Annotated in this window: 15 protein-coding genes; 3 read left to right on the forward strand and 12 right to left on the reverse strand. The window is 38.7% G+C overall.

Going from position 1 to position 25883, the window contains the following annotated elements:
- Nucleotides 1-15: 15 nt before the first annotated feature.
- Genes H8S40_RS08130 through H8S40_RS08140 form a run of 3 tightly spaced genes read right to left on the reverse strand, consistent with a single transcriptional unit; the run spans nt 16 to nt 2773 of the window.
- Nucleotides 16-813: an ABC transporter ATP-binding protein gene (locus H8S40_RS08130; protein ID WP_186865642.1), complete on the reverse strand. Its 798-nt coding sequence runs from the start codon at nt 811-813 to the stop codon at nt 16-18.
- An 8-nt stretch (nt 814-821) separates the two neighbouring features.
- A complete protein-coding gene (locus H8S40_RS08135; RefSeq protein WP_186865008.1) occupies nt 822-1760 on the reverse strand; it encodes an ABC transporter permease in 939 nt (312 codons plus the stop codon).
- Nucleotides 1761-1771: 11 nt separating this feature from the next.
- Nucleotides 1772-2773 carry an ABC transporter substrate-binding protein gene (locus H8S40_RS08140; RefSeq protein ID WP_186865009.1) on the reverse strand — a complete coding sequence of 334 codons (1002 nt, stop codon included), beginning with the start codon at nt 2771-2773 and terminating at the stop codon, nt 1772-1774.
- Nucleotides 2774-2987: 214 nt separating this feature from the next.
- On the opposite strand from H8S40_RS08140, the gene H8S40_RS08145 reads away from it, so the two are divergent.
- The 3 genes from H8S40_RS08145 to H8S40_RS08155 all read left to right on the forward strand — a co-directional run bounded on the left by H8S40_RS08145 (nt 2988) and on the right by H8S40_RS08155 (nt 5938).
- Nucleotides 2988-3671, forward strand: a complete 684-nt coding sequence (locus H8S40_RS08145; protein ID WP_117992213.1) for a helix-turn-helix domain-containing protein — start codon at nt 2988-2990, stop codon at nt 3669-3671.
- Nucleotides 3672-3703: 32 nt separating this feature from the next.
- Nucleotides 3704-4633 carry an IS3 family transposase gene (locus H8S40_RS08150; protein ID WP_186864265.1) on the forward strand — a complete coding sequence of 310 codons (930 nt, stop codon included), beginning with the start codon at nt 3704-3706 and terminating at the stop codon, nt 4631-4633.
- 360 nt (nt 4634-4993) lie between these two features.
- Nucleotides 4994-5938 carry an RpnC/YadD family protein gene (locus H8S40_RS08155; RefSeq protein WP_243238209.1) on the forward strand — a complete coding sequence of 315 codons (945 nt, stop codon included), beginning with the start codon at nt 4994-4996 and terminating at the stop codon, nt 5936-5938.
- Nucleotides 5939-6061: 123 nt separating this feature from the next.
- Here the strand turns inward: H8S40_RS08155 and H8S40_RS08160 are convergent, their stop codons facing one another.
- From H8S40_RS08160 to H8S40_RS08200, 9 genes are all read right to left on the reverse strand, one after another.
- Nucleotides 6062-6661, reverse strand: a complete 600-nt coding sequence (locus H8S40_RS08160; RefSeq protein ID WP_118737380.1) for a signal peptidase I — start codon at nt 6659-6661, stop codon at nt 6062-6064.
- Complete coding sequence (locus H8S40_RS08165; RefSeq protein WP_186865010.1) at nt 6658-8763, reverse strand: DUF2357 domain-containing protein; 2106 nt, start codon at nt 8761-8763, stop codon at nt 6658-6660. The genes H8S40_RS08160 and H8S40_RS08165 overlap by 4 nt, the downstream gene beginning before the upstream one ends.
- A gap of 30 nt (nt 8764-8793) precedes the next feature.
- Nucleotides 8794-10431 (reverse strand): hypothetical protein, encoded by a 1638-nt coding sequence (locus H8S40_RS08170; RefSeq protein ID WP_186865011.1) that lies wholly within the window; start codon nt 10429-10431, stop codon nt 8794-8796.
- 6 nt (nt 10432-10437) lie between these two features.
- Nucleotides 10438-11193, reverse strand: coding sequence for a signal peptidase I (locus tag H8S40_RS08175; RefSeq protein ID WP_121055030.1), 756 nt, complete (start codon nt 11191-11193; stop codon nt 10438-10440).
- 2 nt (nt 11194-11195) lie between these two features.
- The gene (locus tag H8S40_RS08180) at nt 11196-11993 is read right to left on the reverse strand and encodes a hypothetical protein (protein WP_118723498.1); all 798 of its coding nucleotides are present in this window, start codon (nt 11991-11993) and stop codon (nt 11196-11198) included.
- Nucleotides 11993-12856 (reverse strand): hypothetical protein, encoded by an 864-nt coding sequence (locus H8S40_RS08185; protein ID WP_186865012.1) that lies wholly within the window; start codon nt 12854-12856, stop codon nt 11993-11995. Before H8S40_RS08185 ends, H8S40_RS08180 begins: the two co-directional genes overlap by 1 nt.
- Nucleotides 12857-12920: 64 nt before the next feature.
- Nucleotides 12921-13802 carry a hypothetical protein gene (locus H8S40_RS08190; protein ID WP_186865013.1) on the reverse strand — a complete coding sequence of 294 codons (882 nt, stop codon included), beginning with the start codon at nt 13800-13802 and terminating at the stop codon, nt 12921-12923.
- A gap of 33 nt (nt 13803-13835) precedes the next feature.
- A complete protein-coding gene (locus tag H8S40_RS08195) occupies nt 13836-14756 on the reverse strand; it encodes a hypothetical protein (RefSeq protein ID WP_186865014.1) in 921 nt (306 codons plus the stop codon).
- A 163-nt stretch (nt 14757-14919) separates the two neighbouring features.
- A complete protein-coding gene (locus H8S40_RS08200) occupies nt 14920-25875 on the reverse strand; it encodes a hypothetical protein (RefSeq protein ID WP_186865015.1) in 10956 nt (3651 codons plus the stop codon).
- Between the last annotated feature and the right edge of the window lie 8 nt (nt 25876-25883).

A 25883-nucleotide genomic window follows, 5' to 3' on the forward strand; every position in this document is an offset into this window, starting at 1 on the left:
TAATGTTACGCTCTACTATTTTGCTAACATCATGCGATCATTTGCAAATTCTCCGCCGCTGACTTCCTCAAATTTTTTCAGAAGGTCTGCCACCTTCAGATTTTTCTTTTCCTCTCCTGATACATCATAGATTACTTTTCCTTCATGCATCATGATCAGTCTGTTACCATGATTAATGGCATCCTTCATATTATGTGTAACCATCATGGCTGTCAATTTGTTTTCATTGATAATCTGATCTGACAGAGCAAGCACCTTTGCCGCTGTCTTTGGATCCAATGCCGCTGTATGTTCATCTAAAAGCAACAGCTTCGGTTTCTTTAAAGAAGCCATCAAAAGTGTGATTGCCTGTCTTTGTCCACCGGACAAAAGACCTACTTTACTGCTCAATCTGTCTTCCAAGCCAAGATCTAATTCTTTGAGTTTTTCTCTGAACTCTTCTCGCTCTTTTTTAGTAATTCCCCAGCCAAGCCCACGACTCTGTCCTCGTCTTGCGGCAATCGCCATATTTTCTTCAATTGACATTGTCGCTGCCGTACCTGTCATCGGGTCCTGAAATACACGACCTAAGAATTTTGCTCTTTTGTGTTCAGAAAGCTTTGTAATATCTACGCCATCAATAATAATCTTGCCTTGGTCAACACCCCACACACCTGCGATTGCATTCAATGTTGTCGATTTTCCGGCTCCGTTACCACCGATGATTGTAACAAAATCTCCCGGATTCAGATTGAGATTTACTCCATTTAATGCGATCTTTTCATTGATCGTTCCTGCATTAAATGTTTTATGTATATTCTGGATTTCTAACATATAACTCATTATGCAGTCCTCCGTTTCTTGAAATATTTTTCTTTCATATAAGGAACTGCCAGGAAACATGCAACCACAACTGCGGAGAACAGTTTCATATAATCTGATGGCATCTTCAGCCATAATACAAATGCAATTACGATATAGTAAATGATTGCTCCTATAAATACCGCTCCTAATGTAAGTGCAAATGCAATTTTCTTTCCTGCACAGAATTTCCCAAAAATAACTTCGCTGATGATAACTGCTGCAAGTCCGATTACGATTGCTCCACGACCCATATTTACATCGGCTGCGCCCTGATACTGTGCATAAATTCCACCACAGAGACCTACAAGTCCATTGGAAATCATAAGTGCAAGAACTTTATTAAATGATGTATTGATTCCCTGTGCACTTGCCATCTGTGGATTACATCCGGTCGCACGGATAGCGGCTCCAAGCTCTGTTCCGAAAAACCAGTAAATAACTGCAATCAGTACAATTGCCGCCAGAATCAGTTTGACAAAGAAAAATCCGCTTCCTTCTCCTGTAACATATCGAAGAGATGCAACCAGTTTGTATTGAAGCACATTGATCGCCTGATTTGATTTTCCCATAATCCCAAGATTTACAGAATATAATCCGATCTGTGTCAAAATACTTGCCAGAATTCCCGGAATGCCAAATACTGTATGTAAAATTCCAGTTACAAATCCTGCTGCCATTCCTGCTAAAAATGCAAATATAAGTGCAATTGCCGGGTTCATGCCCCCGCGGATCAGCATAACTGCTACTGCTCCGCCGGTTGCAAGTGAACCATCCACCGTAAGATCTGCAAAATCTAAAATACGAAATGTAATATATACCCCAAGTGCCATAATTCCCCAAATGATTCCCTGAGCAACGTTACCCGGAAGGGCACGTACCAGAGTCATCGGGTTTAGGCTTGCCAGATAAATCCCCATAATTTATTCCTCTATTCTTCTATTGCTTCATATTCATCTGGAACTGTAATTCCAAGTTCTTCACAAATTGTCGGATTGTACATCTTTGTTACGTTTGGTGCTGTCTCAATCTCCATTGTTGTAATGTCGGCACCATTTACCAAAATATCATATGCCATCTCACCGGCTTTGTATCCGATATCATAGTAGCTGATAGATAATGTTGCAATACCGCATCCTGAACAGATTCCCTGCTCACCTGCAATTACAGGAATTTTTGCCGGAAGACAAATGTTGTTGATGATTTCAGTGTTTGCTGCCATTGTATTATCTGTAGGAATATAAAGTGCATCACACTCAGCTACTGCTGATGTCACAACTGACTGAATCTCATTTGAATCTGCCGCTGTATATTCTTTACATGTAATTCCATCCTTCTTCAGTGCTTCTGCAAATAAGTTTGCCTGATATGCTGAATTAGGCTCTGCTGAACAATATAAAATACCAACTGTCTTTGCATCCGGTACTAATTCTATAAGCATCTCTTCCTGCTTATCGATCGGAGCTAAGTCACTTGTACCTGAAATATTCATTCCTGTTGCTCCTGTCCAATCGGAAATATCCAGAGCTGTTGCATAATCTGTGATTGATGTTCCAAGAATCGGAATATCACTTGTTGCGGCTGCTGAACACTGGAGTGCTGTAGTCGCATTTGCCATAATCAAATCCACATTATCAGCGACAAAATTATTTGCAATTGTTGCACAGTTTGCCTGCTCGCCCTGTCCATTTTGTAAATCAAATGTTACGTTGTCTTTTCCAAATTTTTCTTCACAGGCATCCTCAAATCCCTTTGTAGCCTGGTCAAGTGCCTCATGCTCTAACTGCTGGCAAATACCGATCTTGTATACTTTTCCAGAATCTGATGCGCCATCTGCACTCTTTGAATCTGATGAAGAGCTGCCTCCACATGCTGCCAATGATAATGTCATTGTTGCGGCTAACATAACCGCTGCTATTTTTTTTGCTTTCATAATACCCATTCCTCCTATATTGTTTTGTAACTGTTGCTTTAAAGCACTACGCTTTAAATCGTTACGCTTTAACGTGATAAAATGTAAGTCATGTTAATTATTATAGTCTTGTTTTACATAATAGTCAAGAGGGAATTAGGAGCCATTTGGGGATGGTATGATTCCCCTTAAGTAGACAAGGTAAATAACCAAAATCTACTTAAGGGGGTTTTTTATGTCTAAATATTCAAAAGAAATAATTATAAAAGTATGTGAAGAATACTTATATGGAAACCTTTCAGAAATGGAATTATGTGATAAATATGGCATTCATTTCAAAAATGGCAATTCTATTATCACTGATTGGATTCCAAGATATCTTCAGGATGGAGTTGATGCATTTCTTCCTTCTAGTGGTAACAGAAATTATTTATCATCTGATAAGATTTCGGCGGTTGAAGATTATATTGCTGGAAAAGGTAGTTTAAGAACGATTGCTGCTCGATACGGAATTCCTTCAAAAGAAACACTTAGACGATGGGTTTTATTGTATAATGCTAATAGAAAACTTCGGGATTATAATCCTAAACGGGAGGTTTATATGGCAGAATCAAGAAAAAAAACAACCATTGAAGAACGTAAGAAAATCGTGGATTACTGTATTAATCACAACCACGATTATAAAGGAACAGCAAGTATTTATGGTGTTTCTTATAATCAGGTCTATTCTTGGGTAAGAAAGTATATTACACAAGGTGAAGAAGGATTAACTGATAGGCGAGGACAACATAAAACAGATGAAGAAGTAGATGAATTAGAACGCCTTCGTAGAGAAAATGCTCGCCTAAAAAGACAATTACAAGAAAAGGATATGTTGGCTGAATTATTAAAAAAAGTACAGGATTTCGAAAGGATGTGAGGCTTGGAAAACTCCGCTATGATTCAAAATTTATGGCAATAAAGTTTTTTTATGAAACAAAGAACTGGAGTATTAATTGGATGTGTAAGCAACTTGAAATATCAAGATCTGCCTACTATAAATGGTTGCATCGCGAGATTCCTGAACAAGAAGCAGAAAATATGAAATTGGCAGAACTTATAAAGGAGTATGACGAATGCTTTAATCATATCTTAGGATATAGAAGAATGACTTCATGGATTAACCATTTCAACCATACAAGCTATAATCCTAAACGAGTACATAGAATCATGAAAAAGTTAGGAATTCATTCTGCAATTAGAAGGAAAAAGAAGAACTATACTCCCTCGACACCAGAATCTGTTTCAGAAAATAAGTTAGGCAGAGATTTTTATGCGGATGCTCCTAATAAAAAGTGGACTACGGATGTGACTGAATTTAAAGTTCCAGGTACAAACAAAAAATTGTATTTGAGCGCAATACTTGATTTATATGACAGATATCCGGTTGCATATGTAATTGGCATACGAAATGACAGTAGGCTTGTGTTTAAAACCTTTGATAAAGCACTGGCTGCCAATCCTGAAGCAAGACCACTCTTTCATAGCGATAGAGGATTCCAATACACTAGTAAAATGTTTCAAAAAAAGCTCAACGAACATGAAATAGAACATTCTATGTCACGTGTTGGGCATTGTATAGATAATGGTCCAACGGAAGGGTTTTGGGGGATTATAAAAACGGAAATGTATCAAATGTACGAGATAACAGATGAGACATCATTAAGATTTGCAATATCAGATTACATTAAATTTTATAGTGAGAAACGACCTCAGGATAGGTATCATTGTAAAACCCCACTAGAAATAAGAACGGAAGCCCTTTCCACCGGACAACCAGTTGAATATTTAATTCCACGTAACAAACGAATTGAGAAATATAAAGAAAAATGGTGTGCATAGAAAAACGACCGCGCATTTCGTACGATCGTTCATCAGCACTTTATTTTAGTTATTTAACTTGTCTACTTGACAGGAATCAGATCAGGACGGGGGTTTCCGGCTTTTTGCTTTGCAAAAAAGCCGGAAAACCTCGTCCCGAATTGGCTCCCGAATTGGCGCTTTAATTGTTCTTGCACTTCCTTCCCTATTCGTGTTACACTATAACAAAGCATATTTCTTATGAATCTAAGGTGCGTATCACCATCTATTTTCTAATTACATTTCAAAAGTCTATGCTTTTATATCAATCACACATAAAAGCAGGAGGCGAATGAAATATTAGATTTAGATTGTCTCCTGTAAAAAGGAGGAAAATTAAATATGGCAAAACACAAGAAGGCACAAAGAAACCACAAGTACTCGTTGCATTCTCGACAAAGGAAAGTGAACCGTAAGTACAAAGATACTATCTTTCGTATGTTGTTCAAAGACAGAAACAACCTGCTTTCACTTTACAATGCAATGAACAAAAAAAATTACACCGATGCATCTGCATTGCAGGTAGTAACTTTGGAAAACGCAATCTATCTGGGGATGAAAAACGATCTGGCTTTTATTATGGATATGAATTTGTATCTGTATGAGCACCAGTCGACCTATAATCCCAACATGCCATTGAGAGATTTATTCTATATTTCAAACGAATATCAAAAGATGGTAGTTCAACAATCCTTATATTCATCTACGATTCAAAAGATACCTGCTCCAAAATTTATAGTTTTTTATAACGGTACAAAAGAGATTAATGATTTAACTGAATTCCGATTATCTTCTGCTTACGAATGTCCAACAGAAGATCCTGATTTGGAATTACGCGTAACTGTATTAAATGTAAATGATGGCCATAATAAAGCCCTGATGGAGCAATGTCAAACACTCAAGGAATATGCTCAGTATGTAGCACGAGTGCGTAAATATGTCTCTTCTAACGAATTATCATTGGAAGAGGCTGTAGAGAAAGCAGTAACAGAATGCATAAACGAAAATATTTTACGCGATTTTTTATCATCTAACCGAGCTGAGGTAATCAATATGAGTATTTTTGAATATGACAAAGAATTGGAAGAGAAAAAACTTCGCAGGGCTGAATTTCAGGCCGGAATGGAGGCTGGTATTGAGCAGGGGATTGCAAAAGGGCAACAAGACTTACTAATGCAAAAAATCAAAGCAAAACTTGCAAAAGGGAAATCGCTTGAATTAATTGCTGATGAATTAGAAGAAGATATTTCCGTCATTGAAAAGCTGCTGAACCAGGAGACCATTTAGGGACGGGGTTTTCCGGCTTTTTTCTGTAGATGGATAAAAAAATTGGGAAAGTGAAATTTTTCACCTTCCCAATTTTTTATTTGCCAAATCCAAGAGCCAGAAACCCCCGTCCCGAATTGGCTCTCATTGCTGCTTTTCTTTAATTTTTCGAATTGCTTCTCGTATAGCTTCTTCTTCCTCTTCCTTCGCTATCTTTTTAGCCATATGGACAGTTCCAACCAAATTGCTAATTAGAATAAGTGCAAGTGGAATTAATATGATTGGAATGAATATCAGTGGGTTCGCAACCAGACGCGAAATTTTTCCTATAACTATTGAAGAAGCAACTACCTTCCCTATCAGATATTCACTTTCGACATTATATGCATCTGTCACATTGTTATTGTCACCTTTGGTAACGAATACTCGTCCTTGCTCTTCTTCCAGGATTTCCACCACACGATGTGTGTTTACCGCTCCATCGAGTACGGGATCCTGCGAATAAAATGAAATTACATCATTTACCTTTATTGTTTCAGGATCAACTTTTTTTACAACAATCAACGTATCAACATCATACGTTGGTTTCATGCTTCCTGTAGTTACCCGTAGTGCCGTATAGCCAAACACCGAAGGAGCTTCTCCTGATTTTGTGAAAATTACTGTACACAACACAAAAACTGCTGCAATAATAATCAATACTGAAAAAACATTAATAATGCCAAAAACTATCTTTTTTATCATTTATCTTCTCCGTCATTTTTTGTATTCTTACGCTCCTTACGTTCCTGAAGTGCTTGAACGATATAATGTGACAGACTGTTAGCTTCTGCTTTATCTTCTGCTTTTTCTTTTGCTTTCTGTGCTGCTTTCACCTGTTTTTCAGTCACTTTCTTAATTGACTCGATTTCTTTTTGTGTTGCTTTCTTAGCTGCCTTCATTTCTTCCTTAACTGCTTTTACTTCTTCCTTAGCCGCCTTTACTTCTTTTCGAGCATTTTCCTTAACTTCCGCAATTTTCTCTGCCGCCTCACGCTGCTCTTCCGCAATTTCCTCGGCCGCTTTTCTCTGCGCTTCTGCAACTTCCTCCGCCGCTTTTCTCTGCGCTTCTGCAATCTTTTCTTCTGCAATTTTTTTGGCTTTTGCGAGCTGATTCTGGGCTTCTTCCTTTATTGCAAACACGCTTGCATCTGACTCTCTCTGAATTGCCGCAATTTCATTTGCCGCATTTTCTTTAGCTTCTGCAACTTCTCCGGCAGCTTTTTCCTGCGCTTTTGCAATCTTTTCTTCTGCAATTTTCTGGGCTTTTGCAAGCTGATTCTGGGCTTCTTCCTTTATTGCAGACACGCTTGCATCTGACTCTCTCTGAATTGCCGCAATTTTCTCCGCCGCCTCACGCTGCGCTTCTGCAACTTCTTCTGCTGCTTTTCTCTGCGCTTCCGCAACCTCTTCTGCCGCCTTTTTCCGCTCTGCCGCAACTTCCTCGACCGCCTCATGCTGCATCGTCTCAACCATCATTCTGGCTTCTGTCTGTGCCTGCTCTACAGCCTCTTGTGCCTCGGCCCGTGCTTGTTTTTCATCCGCAAGCTGCTTTTCATAAGCCGCCATTTCTTCTGAATGCTGTTGCTCTAATTCTGCCTGCTGTTCTTCTAATTGCGCTCTGATCTGATCTAAATATTCTAATTGCTGATTCAATGACTCCATCTGAAATTGAAGTTCTGAAACAGAATTTTCCAATTCTTCTCTCTTCGCAGTCTCTTCTTTTAATTTTTCCTCTGCATCGAGCTGTGCCTGAGTCACTTCTTCTACAAATACTCTGCGTATCTCTACATCCGGAATATTGCGATCTTCTACAATTTCTTCTTTGATTTCTTTTACAAACTTTGGTTTTACAGGCTCACGTTTCTTTGTCTCAATCTCACTCATCTTGCGCGGATCAGATACAAGAAGACTCTTGAACACTGTATAATTTGTAATCATATTGATATACATCTGTAACAAATATTCTTCATCGAACTGTAATGTAGAATCCTGCTCTTCAATGGTATATCCGACTTCATCATAGCCTTCGATGAACTGCCATAATTTATAACAAGTACGATAATCCGGATCTTTCATCATCAAGTTTGTTCGCTGGATCGGACTATGTACTCTGGAACAGCCATTCATGATATCGCAAAATGAACTGGTGCGTAAAACTCTGGACATTCTGCGCACACGGTCGATACGCTTGAATATGTCCATGTTGTCATTGTCATTTTCCACAAGACTCTGACGATTTTTTATCGTCATCTCAACTTTATAAGAAATCTCTTCATATGCATCGTCAACCTTGCTTTCCATGCTCATTACATTGCAAGTCTCATCTCCTGTCGACCAGAAGATTACATCTGTTCGTTTGTCTACAAACGCAAACAAACGCTGAATCAGATGATACACGAAACGATTCTCATATAAGTCATAGCTTTCTTCTGTTGTTACATTTAAAATCTTTGTCGGCATAATGTCACCGGCTTCATTTGTCGTAATATACTGTGTATTCTGGCTTAAATGCCGAACACTGTCTGCCGTAATTTTCTTTGCAAGTGCAACCGGCACAACTTCCTCTGAAGTTGTAATAAAACGACGTGGCTTGTCCACAATATTGAAAATGGCTTCGATTCCTTCTTCTACTACTGTAAGCCAGCGCTCATCTACAACCTTATGCAATATTCGGTTTTTCTGTTCCAGAGTATTGTCCCCGGCCTGTATCATTTCAAACAGGTATTGGAAATATTTATCCTCCTCGAGAGCATACCCTACGCCTTCTGTGTATTTCGAATATAATTCATTAATCGTATCCGCCATTTTCATCCATTTCCTTACTTTTCAATATAATTAATACAAGTTCTGAATGCGTCTTAAGTATTCTTTACTATCCGGCATTCCGTCTTCACCAAATGTCTTATCTATATAACTGATCAGACCTGTGATCTCATCTCTTACAAAGCTGACATTCATACTTTCAAATTTCTTGAGCACTTTTCGTGCGATAATGTAATCCATACCGCCCAATTCTGTACCGCCACATGCAACATAAACCGGAATAAAGTCATATAACTGCTTCATAATACGGTTTCCAAAGGCAAGCTTAAATCTTGTGATCAGATAACTATCCAGCTTCTGCATCTTCTCCATCAGTTCCTCACTGATTGGATAATCCTCTTTTGCTTTCTGGAACATATATTCCAGATGTTCTGCAGTAACATCACACGACGGATACATCTCACATTCAAATTCATCGGCTCTTTCATTCAACTCAATCGGCATTGCACGGTCATATACTTTATCCGTAATTGTAAATGTCGAATCATCATTATTCGCAGTACCGATAAACCACGTAGAATCTGCCACATGAATTTTACCGTTATCCATTTTATAAGGGTCACCCTTCCAGGCTGTCGGTACAAGATCCAAAATCCATTCATCCTTGCTCGGCATTTCCAGTACAGATAACATTTCTGCAAAATAATACTCAATACGTGCAAGGTTCATCTCATCTAACACGATCAATGTCGGAGTCTGATTGTAGTTTGCTTCATACAAAGCCCTCAAAAACTCTGTCTCGTTAAATTTCTTTGAAAATTCATTAAAATAACCCAACAATTCGGAACGGTCACGAAATGACGGCTGCACGGAAATAATGGTTGCCGGGTTATCCATATAACGGCTAAATGAATATGGAAGACTTGTTTTACCGGTACCGGAAATACCTTCCAAAATCAACAGCTTACTTGCTGCCATGCCAGCCACAAATCTTCTGACAATCTCCGGTGTATAATAAAGCCCCATCTGGCTTGCCGCAAACATACGATACCCTTCTGTAAATTCCTGAAGCGAAATCTCGTTGTCATACTGTGGTGGCTGAAAATCCTTATATTTTACATCCACAAGCGAAAGCTTCGGGAAACGATGTGCTACATTTGTATCTTCCTTTCCCTCTATCACTGCACGCACAAGAGGTGCCTTGTTTGGATCCGTATTTTCAACCATTGCCTCCATCGCTCTTCCGGATGGAATTTCATTTCCGGTAACATTCTCCAGACTCGGAATCGTATCCTCCGTCAATGCAGAGGCTCCCATATATGGAATACGCTCCACACCACCCATCGCATTTACTTTCAATGCAAGAATACTGTTCTTCTCTTCCATCAAATCTAACACCTGTTTGTTCAGTCTTCCAATCTCCCGATACAATGTTGCATTGTCTGTATTGTCTGCTTTTAACTGGTGATGCAAAATCATACGGCGAATCAGAAGTATGATGATCACTATCGGAATCGCCAGTAATAAAAGCATCAAAAGTACTGATAAAATCTTAGCGAGAATATTCAATGTTGGAAAATAGGTTTTAAATATCAGGAAATATTGAACCCATCCTGTTATAAACAATCTGATAAATGCTGCAACCCAGGTTACAAGGTTGTATACAACCTGGGACAACACTTCATACGCAAACTTTAAAAATTCACTCACGGTTCTTTATTCCTCCCCGTTCTTATCTTCATCCTGCTTCGCTTTCTCAAGCTCTTTTTCTGCTTTTGCGCGAATCGCTTCTGCTTCTTCTCTCAATCTCTTCGCCTCTTCAAGCGCTGCCTGTGCCTCATCTTTATCCTTCGCAGCCTGCTCAACATCTGCTTTATTTAATCCTGCTTTTGCAAGTTCTTCCGCATTCTCTACCGCAATCGCTTTTTTCAGACGAATACTGATCATAATCAGGTTATATACCTGATAAATAAAGAACAGAAGCATCGGTAACACGATTACGATTAAGAATCCCATACTGCTTGAAAGGAAGCTCATAACTTTACCAAGGTTAGAAATGTGTCCGACATATTTACCAACAATATCTCCATCTGAAATCACATGCTGGTCGGCAACACCATTGTTGTTATCACCAATCGTGGTGTAGCTTCTGACACCATTGACCTCGTCAATCTTCTGGATACGGTGAGTGTTGAGTGCATACTGATTATCAATAATTGTGTGAAATGTGATGATATCTCCTTCTTTCAACTTTGAAGTATCACATTTTTTTATGAAAATCAAATCGCCTTTGCAAAATGTTGGTTTCATAGAATCCGACTCAACAGTCATCGGTGTATATCCAAGAATTCTTGATACACTCTGGTCATCCTTTGTCGCCATTGTTGTAAATGCATACAGTGCAGCGAGCAAAATGATTGCCCATAGAATCACACTGATCACAATTGTGCCTATTCGTTTTAGTGTCTTCATACTTATTTCTCCCTTGTGTTTATAGTTTCTGTAGTTTCACCCGTAAATCGCATCCGAATTGCGTAGTCTGCGGATTTCAGACTGTCTGTACATGCCGGGTCTGTACCTTCCATCCAAATATGGACAAGAACCGGCTTATCGGTATTCTTCTTTAATGAGAACATCGCGTTATTACTGTTAATTCTTGTGCTTCCCATAGAAGGAAGTCCAAACGTAGTCGCTGCAGCGGAAGTGGAAAGCGTATCTCCCATACCCTGATCATAAATCCAGGTCTGTCCATCCGCTGTAAAAGAAATCCTCATCGCTTCCGGAAGTTCTGCATTACTTGAACTGATATTCGTCCCATCCCCTGCGCCATCACTGCTATCTGCACTGTTCAGATGGACGATCATATCTTTTTCTGCCATAAAATGTAACGTAAATGTCAAATATGCACCCTTTGTATCCGGTACTTCCGTTCCATTCTCATATGTAAATATATTCTGATCTGCTGTCGTGACCGGCTCCAGCGGAGTCGTCTGCATATCAAACCCTTTCTCACTTTGCATCCTCTGTGCAATTGATTCAAATGAAAGCTTCTTTACATATTGTTCAAAATAATCATGTGCGTCCAGATCCATTCTCAGATCTACATCTGACTCAATATCCAGACTCATCGACTTGACCTTTGTCTTATCTGCAATGGAAAACCAGGCAACTGTCGCTGCTGTAATTGCTGCAAGAGCCAAGAGCACAAGCAAAATGGATGTATATAAGCGGTTTCTGACTGCCCGGTTTTCTTCTTTTTTTGTCCTACTCATCAATTGCCCTCCTTCTGGTCAAGTACACCATAGAATGCAAGATGAAGATTTGCTTCATTAAACTGAACACTCTCCGAACAATCCGGATCACAGCCTTCCAGATAAAAATAAATGTCTACTGCATAGATTTTTCCAAATTCCATACTAAGCAGCGCGCTCTTTGGTAGAGTCATCTGATTGTTTGTAAAACTGATCGTATAATCACTGACCAATACTGATAGGTCAGTCGTAGCAAACACGCCATTTTCATTATAACCCAGAACCTGGTTCTTGCCTAGTAATTTTCCATTTACTTCTGTATTATACACTTGAGCATTTTCCGGATTCTCTGACTCACTTAGTCGTAAAATGATCGGATTCGAAGTGTCTCCGCCAAAAATCAGGCCAAGTCTGGATGCATTTAGCAAATATCCATCTGCCGCATCTCCCAAAAGCCCGTCACTTTGATCCAGATACAGATTCAACCTGCTGCCCTCCTGCCAGCCTTCTCCCTCTGCCCGCAAATACACCCGGCCATGATAATAATTTGCCTCATCGTCCACCTTTTTAAAAGCAGAAGCCTTACCATCTTTGGTAAATGGTGCATATACAAAGCTGTTCAAATCAGCCGTGGACACAGGTAACAGAAATTCTGAATTTGTCTGATTTACCTGCGTGATTTGTGCTGTCTCTACACTCTTAAAACTACTTCCACCACTGCTGCTGATCTGTAGCTCCAACGTCTCATCCCCGGTTCTGGCTGTAGCAGTATTCGTCTGCACAGCACGATTCGCCGTAAACCATGCAAGTGTCGCAAATGTAAATGCCAATACTGCAAATAATGTGGTCACTGCCCAAAACCAGGTTTGGAAAGTTTTTTTCATCCTGCCTCACCTTCTTTTTCTCATCCTCTTTTTCTATCCATGCTTGTCGGTTCTTCCGGCAAGATTATTCCACTTCCACACCTGCAAATGCAAGTTGGATATCCGATGTTTTACTCTGCACCTCATTGATACACTGTTCATCGCATCCTTCCAGATAAAGCCAGTACTCTACCGATGCCACTTCATCCTTCTCAAGCCTTATCAGTCTGGTCGTCCCCGCCTTAAAATCATTGTCACCGTTTCCTGCATTTGCCATATAATCAGAAAGAGCTGTCGACGGATCACTTACATACTCCGGCAATCCACTTCCATTTACCGCAGATACGACTTGTGCGCTGCCCGGAATCGTCTTTTGTGACTGTGCATTTCCTGTAGCTCCCAATTCATCTAACTTGAAAATATATGTCTTAGTACCCTCTTTTGCTGTGATCTTCACGCCAAATCTCATTGCTGCAAGTGCCTGCGCATCTGTTCCAAGTTTTAACTGCTCTTTATTAAAATACACATCACATGGTGCATTCAGGCATTGTAAATAGACTATTCCGTGTAATGTCTGTGCATCCACAACGTCATCCGCATTGCGATAAAATACCGCGATTCCCTCTTTATCCTGTGCGACTGCTTTATAAAAATGAGATAAATCTGCTGTCGATACCGGTTTTAGCGAATCCGGATTCCCTGCGTATGCCAATTCACAAGTTTTATCAAATGGGCCGGCAGCATTTTTTGAAATCAAAAGAGATGTCGTTCCTTCACTGATTGTTCCTCCCATCGGAGTGACATAAGTCGATGCCCTTCCGGACAGTGAGAACCAGGCGTATGTTGTACCCGTTGCCACAAGAACCAAAAGAAGCAAACCTGCGATTGCCATTCTAAATGAATGTCTCAATTGTCTGACATCCTGCTTTTCCTCTAAATTTTCTTCTTTTTTCTGCTCTTTTGCCACAAGTCCTCACCTGCCTTTTCATTTTATTATCTCTTATCTGACAATTCCGGCAAATGATAATGCCAGATTCTGTAATGTCGTACCGGACAGATTACTCGTACAGTCCTCGTCACATCCCTCAAGCCAGATATACACTTCCACTTCCACAGAACGCCCTGCCTTTCCTTCTCCGTCACCGGACACGGTACAGATTTTTTTCGAGTTCTGCTTCAATGTCACCTCACCGGTGCTTTTATTATAATTGCAATACGCATCTGAAGTATATGCTGTAAATGGAACGGTTGTTCCATCTGTCTTCGTACAATCTAACACCGAGCCCTCTTCTCCATCATCCGTATTATACTGTGCCTGCGGATTCTTCTTATCACTGATTTCGAAAATGTATTCCGAATCCGGCGGCTGGTCTTCTCCCGGATGATGCACGACCAATCCAACTCGGATTGCCGAAGAAATCGGATTCTCTTCATCACTGTCCTCATATCCAATATCCGACAAATAAATATCGGTTGTACCACCTGTCGTTCGAAGGAAAAGCTTTGTATGGTAATAATCACTTGTCTGTCCGCCTGTAAAAGTATCCGTAACAAGCGGTGCCTGACCTTCTCCTCCATTTTTAAATAACGTAACCTTCTGAAATCCCCCGCTGATCCGATTCGTTGATACCGGTACCAGCTGCCCCGGAAACTTTGCAAGTACAGTAGCTGAACTGTAATCCCCGTCATATGTATTACTAATCTGCAGGTTCACCCCCGTACCTGCTGCCATCTTAACATTCGTCGTATGGCGGCTTGTATTATAAATATACCAGGCATACGTCGCTGCAAGCGAGGCAAGAAGCAATAGAAAAATAGCTATCATAGAAGAAGTAAGCCTGTTTTTTAATTGTTTTGCACTATGTTCTGAATTCTGTGCCATTCTATCTCTGTCATTCGAGTGTTTCTTTCTATGTAACACCTGCGGCGGACCTCCCTCCTGCTTTTTAATCGATAAAAAAGTACAAAAAATCATTTTATATTTTATCACAGGGAAGGGACGTTTTCAAGAACTAGACCAAAGGGGACGGGGTTTAATGGCTTTTTTGCGAGCAAAAAAGCCATTAAACCCCGTCCCTATCTGGTCAATTAGATGTTTCATCTACAAATTCTGTTTTGATTTTCGTTATTGTATAAATAATATTATCGTTTTTATAAGTGCCTTCTATTGTTGTATCATTGCTATTCAGAATTTCTGCTGAAAGTAATATTTTATAATTTGAGTAGAAATGATTCATATTCTCTACATTTTTCACGTCAATCTTTAAGCGAATTGCCTGTGTAAATATAGAGCCATCAAATATATTACTGTTTTTCAATTCTGATGGATTCTCTGCATTATCTACATAAACCTTTTTCGGAATATTCCAACTCCATGTTCCCTTACTCTCTGTAAAGTTTTCATATCCCGGTGAATTCACTTCAACTGTCAGATACTGACTGGCATCTTCCAGTACATCACCATATTCTTCTAAAGTTCCTGTAGTATTCTTAGGCAGTACTCTTATTGTAAATCTCACTCCATTTGATTTCAAAAGAGTTTCTTTCAAATTCTTCATAGAAGATAAATCATAGAGTGCCGTGGTATCAATATTTGCGTAGTTTTTATCTACATCCACGTTCTGCCCCAAATCCAGTAGATTGATTCCAAGCTGGTCTATATAATCTGCATCATACGTCAGCTTTACTCCTTCTGGTTCATCGCGATAGTAACTTACCTTTGTTTTATTAGCACTGAGTGATGCTCGATTATTACTGTACGATAAGCTGTCTTTCTCTGTAGACACCAATGATGTATACATTAATTTTGCATAATTTTCTGGTGCATTGCCTACCAGTTTTGATTCTGGTATTACATCCAATCCGGCTGTCGGAAGTATAACCTCCATAATTGCTTCTATATAGAATGTTGTACTGGCAGTATTATCAGTTCCTTTAATTTTGTTACGTACACCTTCTAAACTAATTGCGTTTTCCATCGTTCCATCTGTAGACAAAACCAATTCCATATTGCCACCATCAGATGTCCACACATAACCACCATTTGTAACTTCCTGCTTGTCATAAGATCCATCTGACCATGCTTTACCGTCATAAGAATAATAAGTTCGGTTCCCATCATTTTCTGTATATACATAATAATGCACGGTTCCGCTAGTTCCACTTGGGAACGATGATGTACTTGTATCTAATGTTCCATTCACATTATGATTGACCTGAATACTACTAGTAAACTTCTGATATAATTGATCGGTTGTTAAATAAGCCTGTCCATTCGGAAATGTAATCTTATCTTTTATAGATACCTGTAACTTACTGTCCAGCACACTGATCAATTTGATTGGACTTACATCATCACCCAAACTCTCTGTTAATTCCTGCTCATATCCTTTAGAAATCTGATATGTACTAGCCGAATTATATTTCGGATCTAAAGTAGCTTCTGCTTTATTATCTCGTAACAAACAATTAATATGTTTCGGGACACTAATATTCAGATTTGTATCAATTCCACCATTGATAAATGTTTCATTTGTACTAGTTGAAGGAACTGTAATTACTAAATAGTAATTTTCACTTACATTGCTCGTTGTTCCACTCTTAAGTGCATCTTCATCTATCATTACATTATATGCACCAGTTTCTCCTGTCCCGGCAAGGCGATAATACTCATACCCATCCTTTCCTTTGATCCGTACAGTCGGAGCCGGATAAGTCTGATCATCTTTACCGCCATCTGGTTTACCACTTTCGTCAACTTTAATAAATTTACCTGCAACGCTTTTTTCAACTTTTGCTCCCAGTAATTCTCCAATGGATTTTTGTATAAATTTCATTCCTGATGTATTTACAAAATTACTCAACAATACTTCCTGATTTTTAGCTTCATCATCAGTTATATCATGATAATATACAGTCTTATTATTATCCTGACAGTCTACCAATGATAAATGTGTGCCTGCCGGAAGATTACATATGATATGTTTATCCATTATTTGCCCAATATCACCACCAGCATCCACATAACTCTGCCATCCGTAATCTGTATATTTTTTCATTGCACTGTTATACACATATGTAATATAACCTGTAATTGTACTGTCGTAGCTGTCCAATACATGACTTGTAAGGCCATCATATTCACTGCTCTTAAAATGTGTGCCATGCGTCAATGTCGCAGTAAAATCAACTTCCAGCATACGACGCACTAATACTGGCACTTGCAAATTATAACTATGTCCATTTTCTGCAAATGTTACGGTCAGAAGTATAAATCGATTTTTATCATTATCATAATCTGTTGTCGCTGAAAAACTAATCTGTCCGTTTTTATCAGTCGTTACACGAAGTGCTGAAGATTGAGCTGCATCATATATAAATGTATCCGCATCTTTGTAACTATATACATCCGCACTCACTACAACATGTTTTGTAGTACTTGTATTCAATGCATTTGCTGCACTAAATCCTCCATTTGTTAGAATATCTAAATATGAACTTATAGCTGTTACATCTCCACCAGAAATTCGTAGCACAGGGAAGTTATTATTTGTACTCTTTTCTTTTTTCTGGTTTTCGTTATAAGTCGAGAATGCAGCTTCAAAATCAAATGTAGCTACACCTGTATTTTTGTATGAGAAATGTCCATTTGTTGAATTTTCTTTCTCATTTACAATTGTCTGCGCATTAACATTAAATGCATTGCCCGACTTTGTCCATGCTGCTCCGTCCCCATAAAGGAACTGTTCTTTTCCATTTTTTTCAACTTTTAATGTACTCTTTGGACTTGTAACAGCATATGGTGAGGTTCCTGTCACATCCAGTAAATCATCTGTTTCAGTTCCCGGCTGAAGTACTGTTCCTTCCTTTTTCAAGGATGTACCTGTATAATCCGCAAATGCAAAATAACATTTTTTACCAATCGCCTCTTTGGACGCCTCAGATGTATAGCCATATAAGTTATCAGCTACTTTTCCATTTTTATCTTTCATGTTAATATTTTGCATACTTATACCTGCAACATAAATGTATTTCGCCCCACTTTCCGGATTAGAAATAATCGTTCCTGACAATCCTTTATTATCCGTATTCTTCGTACCAATAATTTCCACATCATTCATTACTATATTTGATGCTGTCAGACTTCCTCTCATTTCCCCTGCCATTCCACCACTAAACGGAGCAGTTATCTTTATATGTTGTGTACTTGAATCATAAATGGATATACTGGCATTTTTTCCAGATAAAGAATGAATGTCTCCACTAAAAGCACTTGCACTCCATTGAGTAGTAGTAATTTCTGTATACTTCACCTGACATCTTTTCATTATAATCGGATTATTGGTAGATAAACGTCCATATATACCACTTGCACCATTCTTACTGTTAATTATAGTTTTCTTTGACTCTGTACCTGTAATTTCAGTATCTTCAACTGTAACAGTACCAATCACCTCTCCAATTAATCCTCCAGAATACTCCCCATATACTGTAAGGCCTTGAACCGTAGAGTGTGTAATTCCTATTTGACCGTTTCCAATCCGTCCTATCAATCCCCCTGTCTGTAGTCCGTTTACATTTTTTGTATTTAACTGGCTATTCTCTATATTACATTTATTGATACTATTATTTTGCGTACTTTCAGAATTACCAATCAGTCCACCGATATTTCTGTTTGCCGTCACATTACCATCTTTAAATACAGCATTGTTTATATTATATGTTGCATTATTGCTATTTTCAACCTGTCCAACATAACCTCCGGCATTCGTTGTTGCAGAAATTGTTGTACTCTTTACAATAACATTTTTATAGTTGCTCCCATCTCCCGTATTATTAATTTCAAGATTTGTCTTTACACTGCCAAATATACCGCCAGCATATGAAGTACCGGTACTTGCCATAATTGTAGAAGAATCACCAATTTTCAATTCAGCTCCTGTCGTATTCTTAACAGAACTAATCAGCCCATTTGCTCCGCTGTCTACATAACCTGCAAAACCACCAGATGCATATTTACCTGTAATATTCAAACTATCATAGGTGCAATCGATCAGATTTAACCCGAAATAATTATTATAGCTATTACTTGATTGTCCTATTAATATTCCAATATCTGTATTTGCTCCAGCACCGCGGCCTGTATTACCAAATAAACCACCTGCACTTGCCGGACTGTTAATATCAAGATTTTGAATTTTCACTTCCTTACAGCGCACATTCGCCGTAGATACCTGTTTTACACCTGCTGATACACCCGCTGTACTGCCTGCAAATCCTCCAACACCAACATTATATTGATTATTATTTCCAAATCCAGAAAGTGAATCTCCAACATAGCTCAATGTAATAACTGATTTTTCTGTACTATTATTACTTCCAATTGTCAGATTTTGAAGCATATGATATGTTTCTCGTTGATCCGCGGGCACTTCATCTGGTACCTGGCGTAACACATTGAACAGGCCGCCAATTGATGCCGCATGGAAATCATCATCACTATATTCCTGAACAGGCATGTTTACTTTTAATATACTATCTTTACCATCCACACTTGTAATCCATGGTACTACACGTTCAGATAATGGATATTTCACTATACTGGAATACAATGCATATGACCGATATCTGGCTGATATTCCCTGATATCCTGTTCCGTATCTACTCATATCATAGGTTCCATTTTGAGATAATACAATACTCGTACTTCTTGCGTTCCCTCCAATATAGAAAGTGGCAGGATTCGCATATTTCGTTACCAGATATGGAGCATTTGTTGCATTATCTAATGTAGATGCCATTTGTGCTTCCTGCCTGGCAGCATTATATCCAGGTGAATTGCGGTCATCTGATACGGATAAAGCAAAGTCATTAATGATATCGCCTTCAGCACTTGTACTATTCTCTCCGATATGACTATATAAAGCATTTCTTACCTTGCCATAGACTCCATTTCCAAAACGATATTTACCACTTGCATCTGAAGCGTCAATATTACCACTGTATGCATTTGTTCCATAAGTTCCTGTTCCTGCTGTATCACCACCTGCTGCAGCGCCACTGTTTACAATAGCTGATAACACCAACAATCCCTGTGCATCTTTCACTTCTGTCTGCATAGGATTTGTTCTGTTTACTTTTGAAGTACTTTCGCCAGTTGTTGTAATACACTTATCATTATGTGCACTAAGTTCGTTAATTTTATAATTCTTATTTGTGTTTTCTACTGCACATCCTTCACTAAATGCATAACCATCTAATACACGACCAACATATGGATTCACATACAAATTTGCAGTTGAAGTGCTTGCCGGATCTGCTCCCGAAACTTGGGTAGTTGTAAGTCCGGTTTTTCCATCCATATTTCGGAAAATTACTCCACCGCCAACAATCGAACCAACATAACCACCTATCTGAGCCAGGTAAGACCGATTACCAGAAAGGCCAAGCCAGTTCGTACTCATGTCCACTGACACATTGTCTATAATATTATCTCCACCCATAATGCTGCCAATCACACCACCAAAAAATGTGGCTGAATAATATTCCGAAGTACTATTAGCAGTATAACTTATAGATTTTGTAATCCCCAGTTGTGTACCGCTTTGATAGCTGACATTAATGTCTTTTACCACACTTCCATAACTATATGGAATCAATCCATTGCCTGTTCCACTTCCTTTTAGAATGATTGTTGTCGGATTATTTTTATCTGTACAGGTGATTACTCCACGGAATGGATAAGCTTCTGACCCAAATCCTCGGAAATCCGTCAATGTCAGTGTCTTTCCTGTATTACTGGTTTCTGTTTCCAATGTTTGTGTACCGAATATACCAGTCGTTGTTTCCTTGTTACCCTGAATATCATAATATGCGCTCAACATATAAAGATGCATCACTGTATTGGATAACGTTGTAGTTTTGTCACTTACACTTACCCAAGAGCCCTTTCCATCATACTGATATACTTCATCATGATTGTTCCCACCGGTACACATCGTAGACTGATCTGTAGTCACTCGAATTGCCCAGTCTTTCTGTGCATTTCTTGTTGCCAGATATTCTGCAATATGCTTCATCTGTTTTTCTGATGTAATTTTATATGGGTGTCCATAAGTCCCACATCCTGTTGTAATACTTACCGGTCGCTGATTTACTCGTATTTCATGTGCATACCCTTGAGTATTTACATGTTTATTGCATACATACGGAAGATAACTTGAGAAATCCGTATTTTTATTTTCATCTGAATATACTACATTTCCGCCATCTTCTTTAGCTATACCATATCCTTCCTCATCAAAATACCAGAGTTGAAGTTCTGCGTACTCTTCTGAACCAGATATTTCCTTTCCATAAGTCACTTTATGAATATGATCTGTTCCATTCCAGTCTTCTGATTTTGTAAAGTTATATGTAGCAACAGCAATTCCATCTGCGGCATATTGAAAACTCTCCAAAAGTGTTGCATGTGTGAATATACCACCATTAGCAACCGTTTTATCTGGTAAAGTAATCCCAGAAAATGTCATATTAATTTGATTACCATTTTCTGACCCAACATTACCGATTAAACTGGAAGCCGATCTTTTTTCTGTATTATTCTCATATTCTGAAGTTGCTTTTATGCCAGTTGCCGTAAGTGTTGTATAATTGGAAAGCTGATTAATCAACAATGGCGCATAGGATTCTCCGCAATCATATACGCTGAATCCATCTAAAGTTACATTATTTAGATTCATAGTAATTGGATACAATGTACCATTTACACTGCTTCCTTCAACATTTCCGCCAAATATAACTCCCGATCCAAGTGCAGTCTTCCCAATTGTTCCCTGGAATTTCACATTATTGACATTAATTGTATACTCTTTTTTATCTGAATCCTTTGAATTTGTATAATCCAAGAACAATCCACAATGCATTGTATAATGTTGCGAATTCGCTGTTTTTTTTGTTGATTTATTATTACCCTCAGCCTTTTCAATATCTTCATTATAAAATTTGATTGTCACATTTTGAACAGTCATTCTCGCTACACCCAAATTTATTGGATAATAGCTATATTTCCGCATATCAAGAGCAGCAAGTCCATTTGCAGATTCTCCTCCGATAATAGTGCTTGTCGCATCATTGCGTAAAGTTGTATTACCATTATCATAAATAAAATAATTTTTCAGGGATGTATCTGCATATTGATAGGCATCCCATAACATCAATTCTGACTGTGTATCTATACGACCATTCTTATTATTATATGCATCTTTGTAGCATTGATCTAAATCATAATAGTATCTACTACAAGCATTTGTCTTATGTTGCTTACCAAATTCTGTACGATTTTCATAAGTTGTGCACTTATTCTCACTTTCTGCCACACCCTCTCGATTTTTCGTAGCTATAGAAATAATACCATTCACATTATTTGTTGTAATTGCATCGGCTGATGCTGCTGTATATGCAACAAACTCATCATACACTCCTGCACAATTTATACTTACATTTTCTCCTATTTTATAGGAATAGTCATTCTCATCCTTCCAATAAGTTGTTGTTGTTAAATATAATGCCGCAATTTCTGTTTCTGATTTTTCTAAAATCTCTCTTCCACGTTCCCCATGGCACACCAGTAATCCAACATCTTTTCCGGCATTGACAACAAATTTCTGCATATCAATTCCTTTTTTTCGGATTTCCCAAAGTCCACTGGATCGATATACTAATCCTCCTACATTGGCTTTCGGTGCATTGATAGTTGCATCTGTTACAGTTAATTTTGTGCCTGTAAATGTTCCATCACTGTCATCATTTAAACCCATAAAGTATACACCCACATTCGCCCAAATACTTCCAAACAAACCACCACATACTTTTTGTGCTTCCGGTGCATCGATTTTAAGACCCTCATAGATTAAATTTCGAATTTCAATCCACGCAAGCCCACCTCGGGCTGTTCTTGCTATTAATCCTCCTACATATGCATAATTATAATTACTACCTTTTGCTTCAATAGTTCCACCTACAGTTAAACCATTACATGCAAGTTTATGAAATTGCTTTGAACCATAACCTATGATACTTCCTGCATTAATATAAGAATCACTATTCGAATTTAATTCTTGAATCGTAATATCTGGTTTTACTATAGAATTGTTTTGAAAAGTCACTTCAATATTTCCACCCGAACTGTCAGTTGCCTCTCCAAATACTCCTCCTATATAAGTCTTTTTTGTGTTAGGTGCATCAATGGTAATCTTTTCTTCTATTTTGACCCCTGAAAAAACAGTACTTCCTTTCGCCTTCGCCGCAAATCCACCTACACTGCTAAAATCACTGACATTACTCATTGTAATCTGACCCGCTACTGTCAGTTGATTTACATTCCCTCTTGCCTGAGCAAACATACCAATAGCTGTATGATTATAATAGCTTCCCCATTTGTACGGATAAAGTTTTCCTCCACCTTCTGCTCCTTTGGATATCTTATTTCCATTTCTCAAGCCAAATGTCTCACCCAAAGCTAACTTAATTGTATGTTTTTGACCATTTATTGTTCCAGAATATACCATATTATCCTGCTGACTATCTCTACTAACTCCTGTAATGCCAGTCCCTGTTAAATCTACATCTCCACTAAGTGTGATAGTCTGAGTCTGAAGATTTCTATAATTAGCAGCTGTTACGCCTGCAACTGGAAAAGCTCCATGGGTACTCCACGCAATATTCAACAATGCAAAATCATCTGTATTAGCAATCGATGCTCCGTCAAGGAAATTCGTATCTGATGGACTTGCCAGATTTATCTGATGAGTTGCATCATTAATACCTATCAGGGTAGAACTTAAACCAGTTGTTGTGCCTTCTGCCTTCAGCCGTATAACATGTCCATAATTTCCAATGTCATTGTTCTGGCTCGCATAATTACTTGGACATCGTTCCAATATCCATCCATTTCCTTCACCATCACCTCTTGCATAAATCAGTGCACTGTCTTGTCCTCCTACAATCTGTCCTGCACTCCAATACTTTGCATAACGTACTTTAGAAAAATCTGTTGTTCCAGACAATTCAACTGCGCTGCCCGTCTCTGCAAAACCAACGCTGCCTCCACCTTTGCTAATCTCTCCAGTTCCAGTATTGATTTGAATGTTTCTGATTTTAGACACGCTTCCTTTGGCGGAAAGACCAACAATCCCTCCAAACGCACACCTATCTATAGTTTCGGCGGAGACATTATCATTATACGCATACGGATTAGTATCTTCTACTTCGATGGTATCTGCCTCAAGATATACTGCAGCATTACTGTTTCCAGTTGCACCTAGTTCACCAACCACACCCCCATGATATTTTGCCTGTGTTCTATAGGTGCCATAATAATCAGATTTAATCTTTAGTTTTTTTAAATAAAGCGCATTTAATACTCCATTATTAAGATCACCCTGAACACATCCTGCCACTGCTCCATATGCCCTTATATAATTAGAATTGTTCATAGTGATATGTAATGTAATTGCTTCAGTTTTGTCCCCAATTGTATAATCCGTGCCATCTTTCAGACTTAATACGCCAAAGTATCCACCAATATAACCATTGCCATTGCTTGCCTGATTAATCTGTAATACCGGATCTGTAATATCAATACATGTCGGGAAAGTCTGGTTTCCCTTTCCGCTGAGTTCATACCGTCCTATGACGCCCCCCACTGTTCCACCAGCTGTAGCTGCTACTGCTGGAGACGTAAGTGTAATCTTTTGGTTTGTCTCTTCAAATAATACATTTGTTGCCTGACCAATAAACCCACCCGCATTTACACTCGCTGTTACTGATGGTTTGTCTAATACTATTGCCTGATTTACGACTATCCGTGCATCTGCATCCATCTGTCCGATTAAACCGCCGGCATTTCCTGCTGTTGCACTTACACTGAGCGCAGTTAAATTAATCCCCGGCTTATCCACAATCAGCTGAGTACCCTCCTTCATCTGTCCAATCAAACCACCGGCATTTCCTGCTGTTGCACTTATCGTATATCCATTAGTTGGGAATTCATAATCGTTCGTAATTTGTACAGATCCGCTCTCTAATATATTGCAGAGTAATCCTGCATGGTTAGTTCCATTTATAGATACCTCATTACGGTATGTAATCTGATTACCAATCTTAAATGTACCATTTCCTTTTACTTTACCAACAATCGCTCCTGTTCCATTTAAGAATGCCATTGGGATACCTGCTTCTTTTCCACCTGTCAGAACATAGACATCTGCTAACATTGGAGAACTTTCGTCACCTGCCCAGTTAATCTGTTGTCCTGGTATTACAGTTGCACTTGAAGACAATCCACCGAAAATTGCACGATTTGCTATTATAACAGGTTTCTGTCCGGTAATCTGTCCAGAAAAAGGTACTTCTTCACTTCCAAATCCGGCAAATGTATACTGCTGTCCATCCGGTCCTGTAGTAGGTGTTGTAAGATCCACTTCACTACCCGTAATGTTTATATCAATAATTAGATTCTGTTGTTCAGCTGCTGTACAATGTGATAAAAGGATTAACGCTTCTACGCTTGAAGCTGTGACTTTTGTATTATCATCAGAAATGATTAGGCCACTGATATTTGCCTGTTTCAACTGCTTTAAGGTGAATTTTCCGTCAGTCGCAGTTACACTAACATCACTGTCACCTTCCTGCGCAGTATTTTCCGGCATCTCAGTCTCTGTTCTTTCGTTGCTGCCTGTTTCATTTGTTTCTGTATCACTCTGATCAGCATTATTACTGTCAGCGTTATCGTTGTTGACGTTATTATCTTCAGCACTATTATTGTCAGCGTTATCGTTGTTGACGTTATTATTTTCAGCACTATTATCTCCAGCATCAGGTTCCGTTGTCTGAGTCTGATCATTTTCGCTGGATTCATCTGTATATTCTTGTGTTGTATCTGTACCCTGAGAAAGTGTTTCTGCCATTACCGTTGTTGGTACTATATTCACTATTAAGCAAATTGCAAGTAAACCTGCCACAACTTTTTTGTATCTCATCTATCAGT

This window comes from Ruminococcus hominis, assembly GCF_014287355.1.
In the GTDB taxonomy this organism is placed as follows: Bacteria; Bacillota; Clostridia; order Lachnospirales; family Lachnospiraceae; genus Schaedlerella; species Schaedlerella hominis.